Here is a 16,482-nt window from a genome sequence, read left to right on the forward strand (position 1 = left end):
TTCATCCTCGTTTCATTTTCGCTTTATTGTCAAATTGGCTGTGTAGTTAACGCCAGCGATTCTAGAACACCCAAAATAAGTTCTGTGGTTTCGATACTTGAAAAAACAGGTATATTCTGATTCAAAGCTTCATCACGTATTCTGGTAGCATCGTCACTAGCAGAATCGGATAAGTTAGTAATGTTAATCACCATATCAATTTTGTGTTGTCGTATTTTATCTAACAGACTGTGAGAACCACGACTAATCTTGGAAACAATTCCTGTGGTTATTCCAGCTTCTGCTAAGCCATTAGCTGTACCTTCAGTAGCAATTATTTTGAAACCCAAACGATAAAAACGTTGAGCCAATGACGTAACTTTTTCTTTGTCTTCATCACGAACAGAAATAAAAATTGTACCAAAGTTAGGTATTTTTAGGCCACTAGCTTCATAGCCTTTGTATAAAGCTTTTGCAAGCTCAGTATCTCGACCCATGACGGATCCAGATGACTTCATTTTTGAATCAAACGTATTTTCACTTTGGTAATCAATATATGAGAAAACTGGCATTTTGACAAAAATAAAATTATTTGAATGCCATAAACCATTTTTACAACCTAAGTCAGGTAAGTTTTTGCCGATAAGCACTTCCGTTGCGCATTTGGCAATATCTTTTCCAATTGCCTTAGAGAGAAAAGCAATATTGTGACCAGCATATGGCTTAATTTGTAGTAAAAAGATTTTCTTTGCAACAATCAAAAAATGTAAGGTAAAAATCCCACGCATATTTATGCGTTTAACTAACTCAATAGCATATTCAGTAAGTAACTTCTTGCCCGTTTTTGTTAAATTTTGCGGCTTAAAAACAGCTATTGAATCTGACGCGTGAGAACCTGTTTGCTCCAAATGCTCAATAATACCGGGAATTGTGACATTTTTACCATCTGAAATGGCAGTAATTTCGTATTTATTTCCTTCAATAAAATGAGATAAACTGACCTTGGATAATTGATTTTCCTTTAAATATTTCTTTAAAGCTGGCAAATCATAGACAACAGCAGATTTTTGCTTAACGCCCATATTATTAAATCCGCCAATGAGAATTGGAAATCCATGTTCATTGATAAAATTTTTTGCCTCTGTTTTATCAACTGTTGTTAAAAGTTTATTTTGACCTAAACTTTTTAATGGTTTAGTTAAAACCTGCTCAATCCGATCTTTCGGATTAATGTTTTTACTACCTAATATATTTAAGCCATTTTCTATTAGTTTTTTACATAAAGCATTAATTTCTTTGCCAGAGAACTGAACTAAAACATCTTTTATTTGCTCTTTTTTAGCAATATGTAAGATACTTTCAAGAGTTATAGGTTCTAAATAAACCTTATCTGCCCTTTTATAGCTAATTGCTACAGATTCATCATTATTTGATAATAAAACAGTGGCATAATTATTATTATGTAAAGTATCTATTGCATGACTAATCATGTAGTCAAATTCGCTTGTAACTGAAACTTGTGAAGGTAACATACCGATTACTAGCACTTTTTTAGCTGCAGATAACGCTTGACTTTCATCATGAACTCCATATGAGCCATAGTATGCCTTAACCAACGGCTTAATTGTTCCCGCTGATCCATCTATTTGCTGATAAGCCGGCTTCAAATGTAATTTTATAAGCTTCTTTTCGATCGCATTAATATCAGTATCAGAAAGATCAGAAATTAACGCGTTGCGAAATCCCCTCTTTTTCGCTTCAATCAATAATTCATCTGTTAGATTTCCAGCTGCTAATTTTTGTCCTATTTCCACAATATGTGCCAGTTTTTGAAAATAAACTGGATGAATATGAACAATTCTTTGCAGCTTATGATAACTGAAACCCTTAGATATTGCGGCTAAAAGCTTAATTAGATGTGACTCATCGGGATGCTCTAGATCATTTGCTATTTCGCTTTTTTCTTTCCCTTTTTCAGTTTTAAAAATCTTGAGTGACATTTTTAGGTTAACTGTTGATGCAAGACCTTTTAAAAAAGCAGATTCAAAATTCGTTCCTATTCCGATAGCTTCACCACTGGCTTGCATTTTGGCACCTAATAAATAATGGTTGCTGCCGGACTGTGTTAATGACCAGAAAGGCATTCTAACTGCAACTTTATCTAAGGTTGGCTCAACAGCAGCATTGAGACCTGATAAGGGATCTGTTATTTCATCCAAACGGTAGCCGATGGCTACTTTACATACAATATAACCTAAGCTGTACAATCCCACTCTTTTTGACCAAATTGCACTGCGTGTTAACCTGGGTTTTATTGATAAAATTTTTACAGAAAATTTTGTTCCCTCATGTTTGACAGCAAAATGAATATTTAATATTCCAACGATTTTTAATTTGTTGGCAATTACTTTAGCAGTTGCACGAATTTTCTGTACCTGGTCGTTGTTTAGAGTTAAAGCTGGCATTACTGTAGCAGAATCTCCTGCATTAATAGCAACGGACTCAACAGTATCAGCTAAATTGGTAAAGAGTACATTTCCAGAGCTGTCACGAATTATGTTTGCAATGACTTCTTCCCAAGAGGAAAGATCTTCAGACAAATGATAATTGCCAAAGGAAAAACTTTCTGATTGTCTTTCTTTTGTTAGATACTCGTTCAAATCAGAAACGTTGTCGAAAATAATTTGTGTATTTTTGGCTGAAGTATTTTCTTTAATAAGCATTACTGGAAACTGAACTTTTTCAGATAGCTGTTTCTGAATATCAACAGCACTAAAATCAGTTAAATTCCAATATTTATTAGCCTCAATTTGATTTTCAGCCAAAAAAGTATTCATTTTTTGATGATTATCCATTGTGAGAGTTTGCTTGTTCAAGGTCAGCAATCTAACTCCCATTTTTTGCAATATACCATCCTGAACTAGTTCTCGTGTAACTTTTAAGCCTGTAGTTGAGCCATAAGCAGAAATAATAGCACTTGGTTCTTCCATGCGAATTATTCTTTTTAGAAATTCAAGTGTCATTGGTTCAAGATAAACAGTTAGCCCAGATTTTTTGTCAGTAGAAATAGTTGCAGGATTGGGATTAACTAAAACAACTTGAATATCTTCTTCAGAAAGTGCTTGAATTGCATCTTCAACTAGTAAATCAGTTTCAGATACTTTACCAACCAAGGTTGGGCCAGATCCAATGATTAAAACTTTATCTAAGTCATTCTCTAAAGGCATTTTTTACACCATCATCTTTACAAAACTATCAAAAATAGGAAGAGCATCAAGACTTCCAGGAGCACCCTCAGCATTAAAAGCTGTACCAATTACCTTATTGGCTTTATTACTGTAACCAGCTAATAACTCACTGTGGAGATCATATAATTCTTTTTCCATTTCAAATTGAACGCTGTTTGGCAACACTAATTGATCTATATTCATCGCCACTTGCCAAATCACATTCGTATTTTGGTCAATAATTGGATAATTAATGCCATTATATGATTGAGGTAAAGCAACTAATTCAAAATTAAGAAATTCACTTAAGGCTAAAAAGCCCAGACCAATTCCCCAAAGAGGAATTTTTCTATAAAAAGCTGCCAGAATAGGATTAAGATTCTCTTTGAGTTCGTCTACTTTTCCTGGACCACCAGAAATAATAATTCCTTGCGGTCGCAAATTTTTAATATCAGGTACTGACACGTTATAAGGTAAAACAGTAGCGTTTACTTTTCGTAAAGATAATTCTCTAAGCATAGAATGCTTTAATCCCAGATCGATAATAGCCACAGTTTTACCGACGTTAGGTACCGCATATGCATTTTTAGTTGAAACAGTGGCAGACTTGTTTTTAGGCAAAACTAAAGCTTTGATTTGATCAAAAGCATGTTCGTCGTTTGTGTCCATGATTGAGGCTTTTATGGTTTTCTCTTTATTTAAAAGATGAACTAGAGCCCTGGTGTCAACGTTATAAATAGCCGGTATGTTTTTTTCCTTTAAAAAAGAAGCTAAATCTTGAAAGTTTTCACTATCTGAAATATTTTGAGCTACATCATTGGCAATAATTCCTTTTACAGTTGGATTAATACTTTCATAATCTATTGCGTTAATGCCATTGCCACCGATCATAGGAGCAGTAAAAACTAAAATTTTACCTGTGTTTGTTGGATCAGTTAAAGCTTCCTGATAACCAAAATTACCAGTTTGAATAGCTAATTCACCTGTAGAAATTATTGAAGCTCCCAATCCCTCTCCCGGAAATGATTGACCATTTTCCAGAATTAAATATCGTTTCATTTAATCACTTTTTTCTCTTAAGTCAGCCAATTGTTGCAGGAAAATTTGTGGAGGTTGCACTTCAAATTCCAGCCATTTGCCTGAATGTGGTTGTTCAAATCCCAAAACCTGAGCATGCAAAAACTGACCATTACCATTTAAGGTATGATGTGGCCCGTACAATGGATCCCCTGCAACCGGATGTCCAATATACGCTAGGTGCACCCTAATTTGATGTGTACGCCCTGTTTCAAGCTGACATTTTATTAAACTATATTTTGGGAACTGTTCTAGAACAGTAAAATGAGTGACTGCATCTTTACCGTTTTCGACTACAGCCATTTTTTTACGATTATAATGATCTCGACCAATCGGAGCTTCTATTGTTCCAGATTTTTCAGAAAAATTCCCGTGGACTATTGCTAAATAAAGTCTTTTATTTGTTTTTTGTGCTAATTGTGTCTCTAAGCTTTCACGCGCAAAAGCGTTTTTGGCCACCATCAATAAACCAGATGTGTCTTTATCAATTCGATGCACAATTCCCGGCCGAAAGCCTTCAGGACTTTCGGCTAAATTTTTTGTATGAAACAGCAAAGCATTGACAAGAGTGTGATCTGGATGTCCAGCAGCCGGATGAACTACCATACCTTGAGGTTTGTTAACAACTATTACATCTTGATCTTCATATATAATATCAAGCGGTATATCTTCTGGAACTACTGCCAAAGGTTTTAATTTCGGTACATTAACTGAAATTAAATCATTTTTTTGTACCTTATAAGAAGTTTTAACTGCTCTGCTATTGACTAAAATATTTTTATCTTGCACTAATTCTTGGATCCTTGAGCGCGATAAGGATGGAATTTTAGTTGCAAGCACTTTATCGATTCTACCTTTTTCCTCCTGAATTACGAATTGATATTTATCAGGCATTATTTTTTTCGCTTTCATCAAAAAACAGAAGATAAATAAAAACTAATATTATCCCTACTGTTATTGCAGAATCGGCAATGTTAAAAATATTGAACTGAATAAAATCGACTTGGATCATGTCTATGACGTACTTTAGATGAATCCTGTCAATTAAATTACCTATTATTCCCCCAAGAACCAATGCAACTCCAGTACTGAAAAGCTTGCTATGGAATTTTTTAATAAACAGATAATATAAACATACTATGATGGCTATAAGGCTAATTAGATAAAAAAGTCCCATTTGACCCGGAAGAATGTTCCAAGCAGCACCTTCGTTTTGCACGTAGGTAAATGAAAAAATATGAGGAAGAACCTGGTGTGATTCCCCCAGTTTATAGTTACCAGCAATAAAAGACTTTAAAGTCTGATCGGAGATCACTATTAATAACGAAATAATTAAATATAAAAATTGCATTGCTACTTTTAAAATAAGCCACTAATTTTGCCGTTGTTATCAACATCAATATCTAATGCAGCAGGATGCTTAGGTAACCCAGGCATGTCTAAAACATGCCCGGTGGTTATGACAATGAAGCCTGCTCCATTTTTCAAACTGGCACCTTTAACATGCAAGGTAAAATCATTTGGAGCACCTAACAATTTTTGATTATCAGTGAATGAATATTGTGTCTTGGCAATAATTACAGGCAACTTATCTTTCCCCATTTTTTCCAGTTCTTGAATATCTTTTTCCGCTTTTTCACTATATTCTACTCGTGTGGCATGGTATATTTTTTGCGCAACTTTTGCAATTTTAGTTTTAACGTCATCATCTTTTTGGTAAGTCGGAATAAGATGACCACTTTGAGAATTTGCCAAATCAAGGACTGCTTTTGCTGCTTCTATGCCACCTTTTGATCCCTGTTCATGATAATCTACCACAACAGAGTCAATTCCTTGTTCTTTAATCAGTTTCTGTAAAAGATTAAGTTCATTTTCAGAGTCTGTAGTGAAGTGATTAATCAAAACAATAACTGGAATACCATAATTACGCATATTATTCATATGTCTCTTAAGATTTTCAAAACCGTCGCGTAAAGCAGACAGATTTTCTTTACTTAAGTTCTCAGTAGTCCCTTCAGCTTGATATTTCAAGGCACGGACAGTAGCTACAACTACACTGGCATCTGGTTTTTTATCGAGATGTTCAGAAACAAAGTCCATGAATTTCTGACCACCCAGATCACTACCAAATCCCGCTTCAGTCAATACGTAGTCGCTTAGGTGTAAGGCTAAATTCGTTGCCATGACTGTGTTTGCACCATGAGCAATATTGGCAAATGGGCCACCATGCACTAAAGCAGGAGTATGCTCAATAGTTTGTACAAGGTTGGGCTTTAAAGCATTGGAAAGAAGAGCGGCAATTGCACCTTCAAACCCAAGATCCTTAACGAAAACAGGTTGATCATCAATGGTATAACCAACGAGCATTAATCCAATTCTCTTTTTTAAATCATTGATGTCAGTCGACAAACACAGAATCGCCATTAATTCGTTGGCAACTGTGATTGCAAAACTGGATTTATGCTCAACACCATTAAACTTTGAACCCTGTCCGACAGTAATATTTCTTAAACTGCGATCATTCACATCAATTCCGCGCTTTAAAAGGATTCTCTCAGGATCTAGCTTAAGTTCATTTCCCTGATAGATATAATTGTCTACTAGTGCTGCCAAAGTATCAATAGCGGCGGTTAAAGCGTGCATATCTCCGGTAAAATGGAGATTAATATCTTCCATTGGAATTACTTGTGCCTGACCTCCTCCAGTTGCTCCGCCCTTTAAGCCAAAAACTGGCCCCATTGACGGTTCTCTTAAAGCAATCATGGTCTTTTGATGTAACTGATTGTTTATGGCATCTCCTAAGCCAATCGTCATAGTTGACTTGCCTTCACCAGCAGGAGTAGGTGAAATAGAGGTAACCAAAATAAGTTTACCAAGGTGTTGGTTTGCCATGGTACGTTTTATTGCCTGCCAGTTAATTTTAGCCTTGTCGTTACCATAAGGTTCAATGTCAGTATCGCTTAAGCCAACTTTTGCGGCTATTTCATTAATAGGTAATGCGTGAGCTTCTTGTGCAATTTGAATATCTGATTTCATTGCGCATGCCTCTTTCTATAAATGTAAATTCATAAATCTAACTCTTCATTTTAAATAATATCCTTTTCATATTAGAATTTAGGTCCCACCTTTTGTTTAATCAATTGTCATTATAACAAACATTAAGCAATTTTTATGCATTACCAGTCACAAATTAAGAATTACGCTAAATTTATTTTTTAACTGACATAAAAAACAGGCAGAGATGATGTGAACCCTAAAATAGGACAAATTCGGGGGTCACTTCAAGAACTACCTGCTTTTCTTTTCAAATCTTAATAAGTAATACTGACCAAATTCAGCAATTTTGATTTTATAAATTTTTAGCAGCTGCCAGTCCAAAATAATTGTTGGTTCAGATGTCAATTTTGCCTTGGCACGAAATGGCAACTTAAATATTTCGTTGGTCCAATATGAATTAAAGTAAGTATGAACTAATAATATCAAGAAAAGCAAGGCGCAAATTAAAGCCGGCCAGTTGAAAACTTTTGTACTTTCATATAAGAAAATAAGACATAAAAAAAGAACTATTAATACCCAGCTAAAATAAATTAATCCACTGCGACCTAAAATAATGAAATGTTTTTTTCTCATAAAGGCTCCTTTTCAATACCAAATTTCGGTTTCAAGATTGCTATGATCAGTCGTATCGAATAAAGTTTTCATGTAATTGCTAAAACGAGGTCTTTGATTGACTAAAATTTTAAATTCCGGAGAAGAATATAATTTTTTTAATTGCTTCTTTTCGATGTGATTGTGACCAGTGAAATACTGATAATTCATTTCTATAAACAAATGATTTACCTTTTGCAAAAGCTCAGATTGTTCATCATGAGAATTATCTTTCTTATTTGAATTTCCTTTTAAATTTTTTATTTGAATTTCCTTCAAATAATGGTGAAAATGGGCTAAATTCTGATCTTCCAGCTCTTTTTTATTCAAAAATGGTTTCATGTTAAATGTATGACGCTGATATTTAATATTATCTGGTCTTACCTTGATTACCCCATATTCCTGGTCATATGAACAAAAACTTGAGGTGACCACTTCTATCGTAGGTGTTCTTTCTAATGGTCCAACTATATTTTGAGCATGTATATGACCAGAAAAGGCAACTTTAATGTTGAAATCTTCACACAGGCGACGTAAAAGTTGAGCATTATTTAGGACAAAGCCACGATTTACTGCCGGATTATGAGCATATAGATTATGATGCATAAATAGAAGGGGTCTCAGATGATTTCTTTTAGCATTTTCCAACTGTTTTTCTAGCCAGATAATTTGTTCCTCATTTATTTGTCCTTCAGTAGCAGGGGCACCATTTGCCTCATGTTTACCATAAATATTGGAATCTAGTAGCAATAAAAGGTAACGCTGATTTAATTGAACACTGTATGCTAATGAATCAGGATCAATGCTCAGTGCGCAGTCATATGAGCTTTTAAATATTTCCTGCCAGTCCCTTGGGCTTATTTGGTGAGCATAAAGTTGATTTGGACCTTTAAAAGCACGCGCCCAACCATCATATATATCATGATTCCCAGGTAAAACCAATAGTTTTGTTGCTTTTAAACGACTAAATATTTCCGCAAATTTTTGTGCAGAAATAAGTTCTCCGTTAAAAGTTACGTCTCCAGTAACGATGATAGCGGCTGGCTTCTTTTGATTAGCAAAATCAGTAAAAGCTCGAAGAGCTATTTCTTGATAAGCCAGATCTTTACCTTGACTAGTATTTTGAATAAGTTGAAATGCATGGCCATTATCATGCAAGCTATCAGCAATTAGGTGAGTGTCTGTAATAACCCAAAACTCTGTATTTGATTTTTCAGTAATCATTTTTTTCTTGCCCAATATTGGTAAAAATCTACTCTTAAATTGCCATTAAATAGTTTTCGCTTTTTTGTAGCTTTTTTTCCAAAAAATTTTTCAAAAGCAGGATCTCCGACTAAATAATACTGACTGAAACTATCATATTTTAGAAGTGAGTCGCCCATCTGTTTATAAAGATTTTCTGCAGATTCTCGATCTTTCAGCCTTTTACCATATGGTGGATTTGCGATTATAACTCCATTTTGTAAATCCGTAGCAAAATCTTTTACCGCAACCTGTTTAAAATAAATATCTTGCAATACACCAGCATTATTGGCATTTAATTTTGCAATTTCAAGAATAGACTGATCAATGTCACACGCCCAAATAGGTTGTTCAAGTGGTTTGATTTTATTCTTTGCTTCTGCTACCAGTTCATTATGAATAGTGCTGTCAAACCAATCAAAGCCATCAAAGGCGAATTGGCGCCAAATTCCTGGAGCAATATTTTTTCCTATTAAGGCTGCTTCAATAGCAAAAGTACCAGAACCAGTCATTGGATCTATTAAGGGATGACTGCCATCATATGGAGTTAGTTTTAATAATCCTGCCGCAAAGTTTTCTTTCAGAGGAGCTCCCCCATGTTCAATGCGGTAACCCCTTTTAAACAAACTGGCTCCAGTTGTATCTAACGAAAGCCTTGCAATATCTTTGTTTATATGAATGTCAAGAGGATATTCATTACCGTTTTCCGGCAAGAAGCCGCGACGATGATACTGATCGGACATTTTGTTAACAATCGCTTTTTTTACGATTGATTGAATGCCTGGCTCAGAATGTAATTTAGACCTGACTGATCTGCCTTTCACAGGAAATTTAGCGTCAACAGGTAGTAATTCTGCCCAATCAATTTCATATACTTGGTTAAAAAGAGTATCAAAATCCGTGGCTTTAAATTCCTTTAGTAAAATTTTAACGCGGTCTGCTGTTCTTAACCAGAGATTGGTTTTGACAATATCAGTTTCATTACCGGTAAAAAAGACTCTCCCGTTTTCAGTGTGCGTTTTATAGCCCATTGCCTGCAGTTCTTTGGCAACAACACTTTCAAACCCAACGCCCATAGTTGTATATAATTGATATTTTTCCATCTTTATTCTTTCTTTTCTTTAAAAAAAGCGTTGAGCCCTTTGAAAAGCTCAACGCTGCCAATGCAAATTTCTGTAAGCCACGTTCTGTTCAGGTATTTGTGGCATAAATACCTTCAGCAGCCATCTATCTTTGCTAAATATCAGCAATCCAATCTTTAGTTCATTTCCTTAGATTGAAACGCCCCCACCAAGTTTGGGTTGCACGCTCGCAGGGTTTACCTCGTTCCACCAGAAGCGTTTCCGCCTCTGCTTCGTCACTGTGGCACTTTTCAGAATATTCATGCATGTCATAATAGTGATTTAGCACTTTTTTCGCCGTAATTGTAAATTCTTTAGCTTATTGGGCTAAATACGAACACTACAAGCATCGCAGCTCGTGCGTGCGTGGACTTTCCTCAGCCTGACCTTTTCAAGATCAAACCGCGACTGCTCAAAATTTGCACCATTAAAAATTATATCAAAGCTTACTCTTTTTGTAACCCATAAACTCGCTGTTCCAAATTATATACCTTCCGTTCAAGAGTCGAAATGCGTTGAATGATAGCCATATTAGTAGAATTTTCTTTTTGCGAATCTGCTTCATTTGTTGGACTAAAACTTTGAGTAGAACGTTCTTGAGTCGGTGTATATGTCCGCACCGTTTCCTCTGTAGCTACTGGACTTACTCTTTTAGTCTTCTGCGCTTGAATAGATTCTTCTTTATGTTGATCGTCCATCAACTCTCCCTGCAGCTTGCCAATTTGACCATAAAGGTCTTCAATAATTTGTTCAAACGTATCGTAATCAGCAATTACTTTGTCTAAAAAGGCGTCGACCTCGTCTGGATCCAAGCCTTTAACCTTAGTTCTAAATTGTTTTTTTAAAATATCCTTAGTGGATAGTTGAATATCATTTAAATCTGCCATGATAATATACAACTCCTTTTTATATCACTTTTATTCTAGCAAAAACTGGACTTGCTTAAAACTAAAATGTTAATTTTAAAACAAAGTTATCTTATTCTCGGAATTCGTCATCTTGATTTTCTTGAAATTCTTCTGCTTCATCCTGCAGATCGTAAAAATCAATTAATTCTAACGGATATTCTGTAGTTTCTTGGTATTTTTTGATTAAATTATAATCAAACTTGGGCTTTCCTGGATTTTCTGGGTCGTAGATCATTAAAGCCCTATCAGTATGCATAAGCATGAAGTTTTGATAATTACGCAGTTGCACAGGATTTTGATAAGTTTCTTTAGAAGTGGAAGCAAAAAAATCAACTTGCTGTTTTAAAGAGAGAAACTTTTCTTGATTATTTTCATTCCATCTACTGGCAAATTCCTCATAAGGAACAATGATAGATACTCTTAAAGAATATTTTTGTCGCAAGTCGATTGCGACCTCACTTGCCCACTGCTCAACCCCAAGGTTAGCTCCAGTTATTACCCAGTCGAGTTGGTTATTGTCCAATAGGTTAACCATATGTTTCTTTAAAACCAACTTAATAATTTTTATTTTAGGATCTTTGTCTCCAAACGTATTAAGTTCGTAGTTGCGATATCCAGTTACCCACAATCTTTGCATAATGAAACAGATAGCTCCTTGTTCAAAAACTTTTTCTTTATTGCTATAATGCTAGCAGGAGTGATATTTATGGTCAAATATCCAACAGGCAGTTCTGCCGCTTTTCGCAAATCAAATTATACTTCTCAAGCCAAGCACCAAAAAAGAAGACACAAAAATATTAATTTTTCTGACCGAGGGATGAACCTTGAGCAGATGATTAATGAATCTAATAAATATTATCGTACAAAAGAAATCGCAGTGGTGCATAAAAAGCCAACGCCAGTTCAAATCGTTAAGGTAGACTACCCTAAAAGGTCACGTGCAGTAATAAAGGAGGCCTATTTTCGCCAAGAATCTACTACGGATTATAATGGGGTTTATAAAGGTTATTACTTGGACTTTGAAGCAAAAGAGACCAAAAATAAAACTAATTTTCCTTTAAAAAATTTTCACGAGCATCAAATAATTCACTTGGCAGAATGCTTGAAGCAAAAAGGAATATGCTTTACAATAATAGGATTTACAAGCTTAAAGCGCTATTTTGTAACTCCGGCAAGCGCAATAATAAAAGCTTGGTGGACTAAAGATAAAAGTTCATTAACCTTAAAAGAAGTCGAGGATTGGTCAATAGAGATTAAGAGTGGCTTTCAACCTACTCTGCCATACCTGAAAGCTATAGATTCTTTTATCTCGGATAGGAAAATACACGATGACAAATAAAAATTCAAACTCAAATAATGGACGTGAATCACGTAAGAATTACCGGCAAAGTTTGCCTAAACCATTGTGGCGTCGAATACTTAAGTGGACATTTTTAGGTGTTTTTTTAATTTTGGTAGCTGGCGTAGGTTTGTTTGCCTATTATGCTAAAGATGCTCCAAACATTAGTCGAGCTGATCTTGAAAGTGGTGGTTCGTCAGGATTATACAATACAAATGGCAAATTTATCATGTCCCTTGGTACTGAAAAAAGGTTGTATGTTAAAGACAGTAAAGATTTGCAACTGCTAAAAGATGCTATTGTATCAGTTGAAGACAAGCGCTTCTACAGAGACAAACTGGGAATTGATCCTATTCGAATTGCGGGTTCAATGTTAACTAATGCTAAAAGCAAAAGCATTTCTGCAGGTGGTTCTACAATAACCCAGCAATTAGTTAAACTGACAAAATTTTCAACTGCTGTTTCCCAAAGAACTTTACGCAGAAAGGCTCAGGAAGCATGGCTGGCTATGAGAGTCCAAAGAGAATACAGTCATGATGAAATTTTAGAATTTTATATCAATAAAGTATATATGAATTATGGTAATACCGGAATTGGCACTGCTGCTAACTATTACTATGGCAAAAAGATTGGAGACCTGGACTTAGCGCAAACAGCCATGCTTGCAGGAATGCCTAATAGACCAACAGTATATAATCCTTATACCTACCCAGAATATGCAAAATATAGGCGTAATATAGTTTTAAAGGCAATGTTAAACAATAAAAAAATATCTCAGGAACAGTATGATGAAGCTAGGAAAGAAAGTATAAAAAAGGGTTTAAAACTTCATAATCAGCGTAAGCAATCTAACTTACGCAAAATTAATGATCCCTATGTAAAGGAAGCAATTGCCGAAGTCAGAGCTAAAGGCTTTGATCCTTTTCGGGACAATTTAAAGATTACCATTAATATGGATCAAAAAGCTCAAAAGAAACTTTATCAACTGGCTAATAATGGTCAGGTCCCTTTCACAAATGACAAGATGCAGATTGGGGCTTCCGTAGTCGATCCAAGTAACGGTCACGTAGTAGCTATACTTGGTGGCAGGCACCTGCCCTCTTCAGTTCAATTGGGTTTAGATCGTGCAGTACAAACCACTAGATCTACTGGTTCTTCAATAAAACCGGTCTTAGATTATGGTCCGGCAATTGAATATCTAAATTGGTCAACAGCAAAAATGCTAGATGACAGCAAGTATGTATATCCAGGAACGAATGTGCAACTCTATGACTGGGATAATAAATATGATGGCATGATGACAATGAGACATGCCTTGGAACAGTCACGTAATGTTCCTGCAGTCAAAACTTTGAGAGAAGTTGGTGTTAAACGAGCAGCAAAATTTGCTGGGAAAATGGATATCAATGTTCCTAAGGACTCAGGCTTGTCAGTGGCAATTGGTGCAAATGCGTCAAGCCTGCAGATGGCCGGTGCTTTTAGTGCATTTGCTACGATGGGAATCTATCATAAACCGCAATTTGTTTCTAAAATCGAAACTCCTGATGGACTTACCAGAAATTATGACTCTGAAGGCATTCGAGTGATGAGCAAGGCTACTGCCTATATGATTACAGACATGCTGAAGGGAGTAATTAAACACGGCTCTGGAACCAACGCACAGATTAGAGGTTTATATCATGCGGGGAAAACTGGTTCTGTTAAATATTCCGAACAGGATTTGGCACGATACCCAGCATACGCTACAACGCCTAAAGACTCCTGGTTTGTAGGTTACACTCCCAGCTATTCAATTGGTGTTTGGACGGGCTATGATAATCTGAAAGATGGGACTATTTCTGGTGTTGGTCAACAATCTGCACAGCTTTTTTATAAGAACATGATGACTTATTTAATGAGAAATAAAGAAAATGTTGATTGGCAAAAACCTGACTCTGTGATTCGTGCTAAAATTGCTAGAAACTCAAATCCACCTGAGGTATCATCCACAGGTGAATGGCAGTTGTTTGTCCGTGGTCATTCTCCTTTAGGTATTGTTGATGACAGCAGCGATTATGATGAAGATGATGAAAAAACTAACACTAATGATTCATCTTCAACCAATACTCAGGGAAGATATTCTGTTCATCACAATCAAAATGGCTCAACTAGGCAACCTGATAAAAATCAAAGAAAAGCGAAAAATGCAAAAGACAAAAATCAAAACAATAGTAGTGAAAGTAATTCACAAAATTCAGGTCAAAATAATGAATCTGGCCATTCTGATTCAGGTAGCAGTTCTGATCAAGAACAAAGACCTAACAAACCAGGAGGAGAAAACAACAATTCAACCAATAATGAAAATAATGAACATTAACTAATAAAAGCGTCGAAAAATCTTTCGACGTTTTTATTTTCTATTGTTTTTCAGTATAAGGTAAAAAATGAATTCTATTGAAAAAATGACGGCAAAAAATATTGCTAAAACAGCTAAGGAAGTCAATTTTACATACATAGTATTAGAAATGCCAGTTCCATCATAGGGACGAAGCCATAAGAATAAAGCAAAACCTACAAATAAAATTGCTAAAATAAAATTAGTCGTTTGCCAACCACTCATAGTATAGTCTCCTTTAATATTATTTTGATAAAGGAATTATACTAAACATTTATTTTTTAAGCACTATTTTTCTTTTAAATAACTGTAGGGATCATTTTTATCACGCGCTGTCATGGAATAGCGACCAAATAAAATCATTGCGTGATGTGTATGAATCCATTCGTCTTTTGGTAAGATTTCTTCTAACCTTTTTTCTACTTCAAGAGGTTTGGCATTTTGAGGCACTATATGAAATCGTTTAGAAATTCGCGATACATGTGTGTCGACTGCTATCGCAGGAATTCCAAATCCCTCTGCTAAAACAACATTAGCAGTTTTTTCACCGACTCCCGGCAAAGAGATTAATTTATTTTTATCTTTTGGAATTTTACCATCATATTTTGAAACTAGAATTTCCGCTGTTTCTTTTAAGTGCTTAGCTTTTGAATGGTAAAGCCCAATTTGGGAAATATGATTTTCTATTTCTGGAATTGTTGCCACGGCCAAATTCTTAGGTTCAGGATAATCTTTCATAAATTTTGGCATTACTCGATTTACCATCTTGTCTGTTGTTTGAGCACTCATTAAGACAGCACATAACAAATGAAAGTTATTGTCCCAAACTAATTCACTTTTGGCATCAGGATACATGCGGTTGATACACTCTAACACTTTTCTGGCTTCATTTTTACTAAGTAATTTTTCTGCTTTCATTTAGCGATTCCTCCTCAAAAACTTTTGAACTTCACTACTTGTTTTTAAGTTATGTCTTTGCCAATTCAGCAAAATACGGTCAACGTATTTTAGGCTATATGCTTGAGATAAGACAGCTTCGCGCAAAGCTAACTTAATAATAGCTGGATCGTAGTGATCTACATTGAGCCAGGCAGAAATTTCTTCTCGTTCTATTGGACTTAAATAACGACCAAATTCAATTTCAAACTGCCTTACTAATTGATTTAACGGGGTGTTATCAACAGCAGTTTCTGCCTTTTTAGCAGGCATTTTTTTATTGGCAGAAGAAATTTTATTTTCCAACAGTTGGTCCAGTTTATCATATAACTCATTAAGATTATATTTGTTTCCAATCATGCCGCTCTTGTCAGTTATCTGGTCAATTACAATTAAATTTTTTTCAATTAATTTTTGAATTAAAGCAGTGATTTCTGTAACAGAAAAATTAGTATTAGCCGCAATCTGTTCATTGGTAGGAAAAAAATTGTTTTTTTGGGCAAACATTTCCAATTGGATAATGACCATCATTTCTGCATCGTCAATATTAAGTTGTGGATAATAAGCAAGTAACCCGTTTGATAAAGTAGTGAAACCCACGAAGCGGTAATCATTATAGCGCATATTAATC

General features: G+C 35.2%; 15 protein-coding genes and 1 other RNA gene. 2 read left to right on the forward strand and 14 right to left on the reverse strand.

Annotated features, from left to right (window positions below):
• Window positions 1-29: 29 nt before the first annotated feature.
• From DKL58_RS04670 to DKL58_RS04720, 11 genes are all read right to left on the reverse strand, one after another.
• Window positions 30-3,206: a carbamoyl phosphate synthase large subunit gene (locus DKL58_RS04670; protein ID WP_109586270.1), complete on the reverse strand. Its 3,177-nt coding sequence runs from the start codon at window positions 3,204-3,206 to the stop codon at window positions 30-32.
• Window positions 3,207-3,209: 3 nt separating this feature from the next.
• Window positions 3,210-4,265: a carbamoyl phosphate synthase small subunit gene (locus DKL58_RS04675; protein WP_109586271.1), complete on the reverse strand. Its 1,056-nt coding sequence runs from the start codon at window positions 4,263-4,265 to the stop codon at window positions 3,210-3,212.
• Entirely contained in the window at window positions 4,266-5,177 is a 912-nt protein-coding gene (locus tag DKL58_RS04680; protein ID WP_109586272.1) for an RluA family pseudouridine synthase, read from the reverse strand.
• Window positions 5,170-5,634: a signal peptidase II gene (gene lspA, locus DKL58_RS04685; protein ID WP_109586273.1), complete on the reverse strand. Its 465-nt coding sequence runs from the start codon at window positions 5,632-5,634 to the stop codon at window positions 5,170-5,172. The genes DKL58_RS04680 and lspA overlap by 8 nt, the downstream gene beginning before the upstream one ends.
• Window positions 5,635-5,642: 8 nt before the next feature.
• Window positions 5,643-7,319 (reverse strand): formate--tetrahydrofolate ligase, encoded by a 1,677-nt coding sequence (locus DKL58_RS04690; RefSeq protein ID WP_109586274.1) that lies wholly within the window; start codon window positions 7,317-7,319, stop codon window positions 5,643-5,645.
• Window positions 7,320-7,571: 252 nt separating this feature from the next.
• Window positions 7,572-7,913 (reverse strand): hypothetical protein, encoded by a 342-nt coding sequence (locus tag DKL58_RS04695; RefSeq protein WP_045928077.1) that lies wholly within the window; start codon window positions 7,911-7,913, stop codon window positions 7,572-7,574.
• 12 nt (window positions 7,914-7,925) lie between these two features.
• Window positions 7,926-9,155 carry a metallophosphoesterase family protein gene (locus DKL58_RS04700; protein WP_109587003.1) on the reverse strand — a complete coding sequence of 410 codons (1,230 nt, stop codon included), beginning with the start codon at window positions 9,153-9,155 and terminating at the stop codon, window positions 7,926-7,928.
• Window positions 9,152-10,276: a THUMP domain-containing class I SAM-dependent RNA methyltransferase gene (locus DKL58_RS04705; protein WP_109586275.1), complete on the reverse strand. Its 1,125-nt coding sequence runs from the start codon at window positions 10,274-10,276 to the stop codon at window positions 9,152-9,154. Before DKL58_RS04705 ends, DKL58_RS04700 begins: the two co-directional genes overlap by 4 nt.
• Window positions 10,277-10,344: 68 nt before the next feature.
• Window positions 10,345-10,714: RNase P RNA component class B (rnpB, locus tag DKL58_RS04710), an RNA gene on the reverse strand.
• A 26-nt stretch (window positions 10,715-10,740) separates the two neighbouring features.
• Window positions 10,741-11,181 (reverse strand): DivIVA domain-containing protein, encoded by a 441-nt coding sequence (locus DKL58_RS04715; protein WP_045928079.1) that lies wholly within the window; start codon window positions 11,179-11,181, stop codon window positions 10,741-10,743.
• A gap of 91 nt (window positions 11,182-11,272) precedes the next feature.
• On the reverse strand, window positions 11,273-11,839 hold the full coding sequence (locus tag DKL58_RS04720; protein ID WP_109586276.1) for an SLOG family protein: 567 nt from the start codon (window positions 11,837-11,839) through the stop codon (window positions 11,273-11,275).
• Between the two features lie 69 nt (window positions 11,840-11,908).
• On the opposite strand from DKL58_RS04720, the gene recU reads away from it, so the two are divergent.
• Together recU and DKL58_RS04730 are read left to right on the forward strand one after the other, a co-directional pair.
• Window positions 11,909-12,541, forward strand: a complete 633-nt coding sequence (gene recU / locus DKL58_RS04725; protein ID WP_109586277.1) for a Holliday junction resolvase RecU — start codon at window positions 11,909-11,911, stop codon at window positions 12,539-12,541.
• Window positions 12,531-14,897, forward strand: coding sequence for a transglycosylase domain-containing protein (locus DKL58_RS04730; protein ID WP_109586278.1), 2,367 nt, complete (start codon window positions 12,531-12,533; stop codon window positions 14,895-14,897). Before recU ends, DKL58_RS04730 begins: the two co-directional genes overlap by 11 nt.
• 33 nt (window positions 14,898-14,930) lie before the next feature.
• Here DKL58_RS04730 and DKL58_RS04735 read toward each other — a convergent pair whose 3' ends face one another.
• The 3 genes from DKL58_RS04735 to DKL58_RS04745 form a co-directional block, all read right to left on the reverse strand.
• The gene (locus DKL58_RS04735) at window positions 14,931-15,140 is read right to left on the reverse strand and encodes a DUF3923 family protein (RefSeq protein WP_045928083.1); all 210 of its coding nucleotides are present in this window, start codon (window positions 15,138-15,140) and stop codon (window positions 14,931-14,933) included.
• 63 nt (window positions 15,141-15,203) lie between these two features.
• A complete protein-coding gene (gene nth / locus DKL58_RS04740; RefSeq protein ID WP_109586279.1) occupies window positions 15,204-15,833 on the reverse strand; it encodes an endonuclease III in 630 nt (209 codons plus the stop codon).
• A complete protein-coding gene (locus DKL58_RS04745; RefSeq protein ID WP_109586280.1) occupies window positions 15,834-16,475 on the reverse strand; it encodes a DnaD domain protein in 642 nt (213 codons plus the stop codon).
• Window positions 16,476-16,482: the final 7 nt, after the last annotated feature.

Source organism: Lactobacillus kullabergensis (assembly GCF_003151025.1).
In the GTDB taxonomy this organism is placed as follows: domain Bacteria; phylum Bacillota; class Bacilli; order Lactobacillales; family Lactobacillaceae; genus Lactobacillus; species Lactobacillus kullabergensis.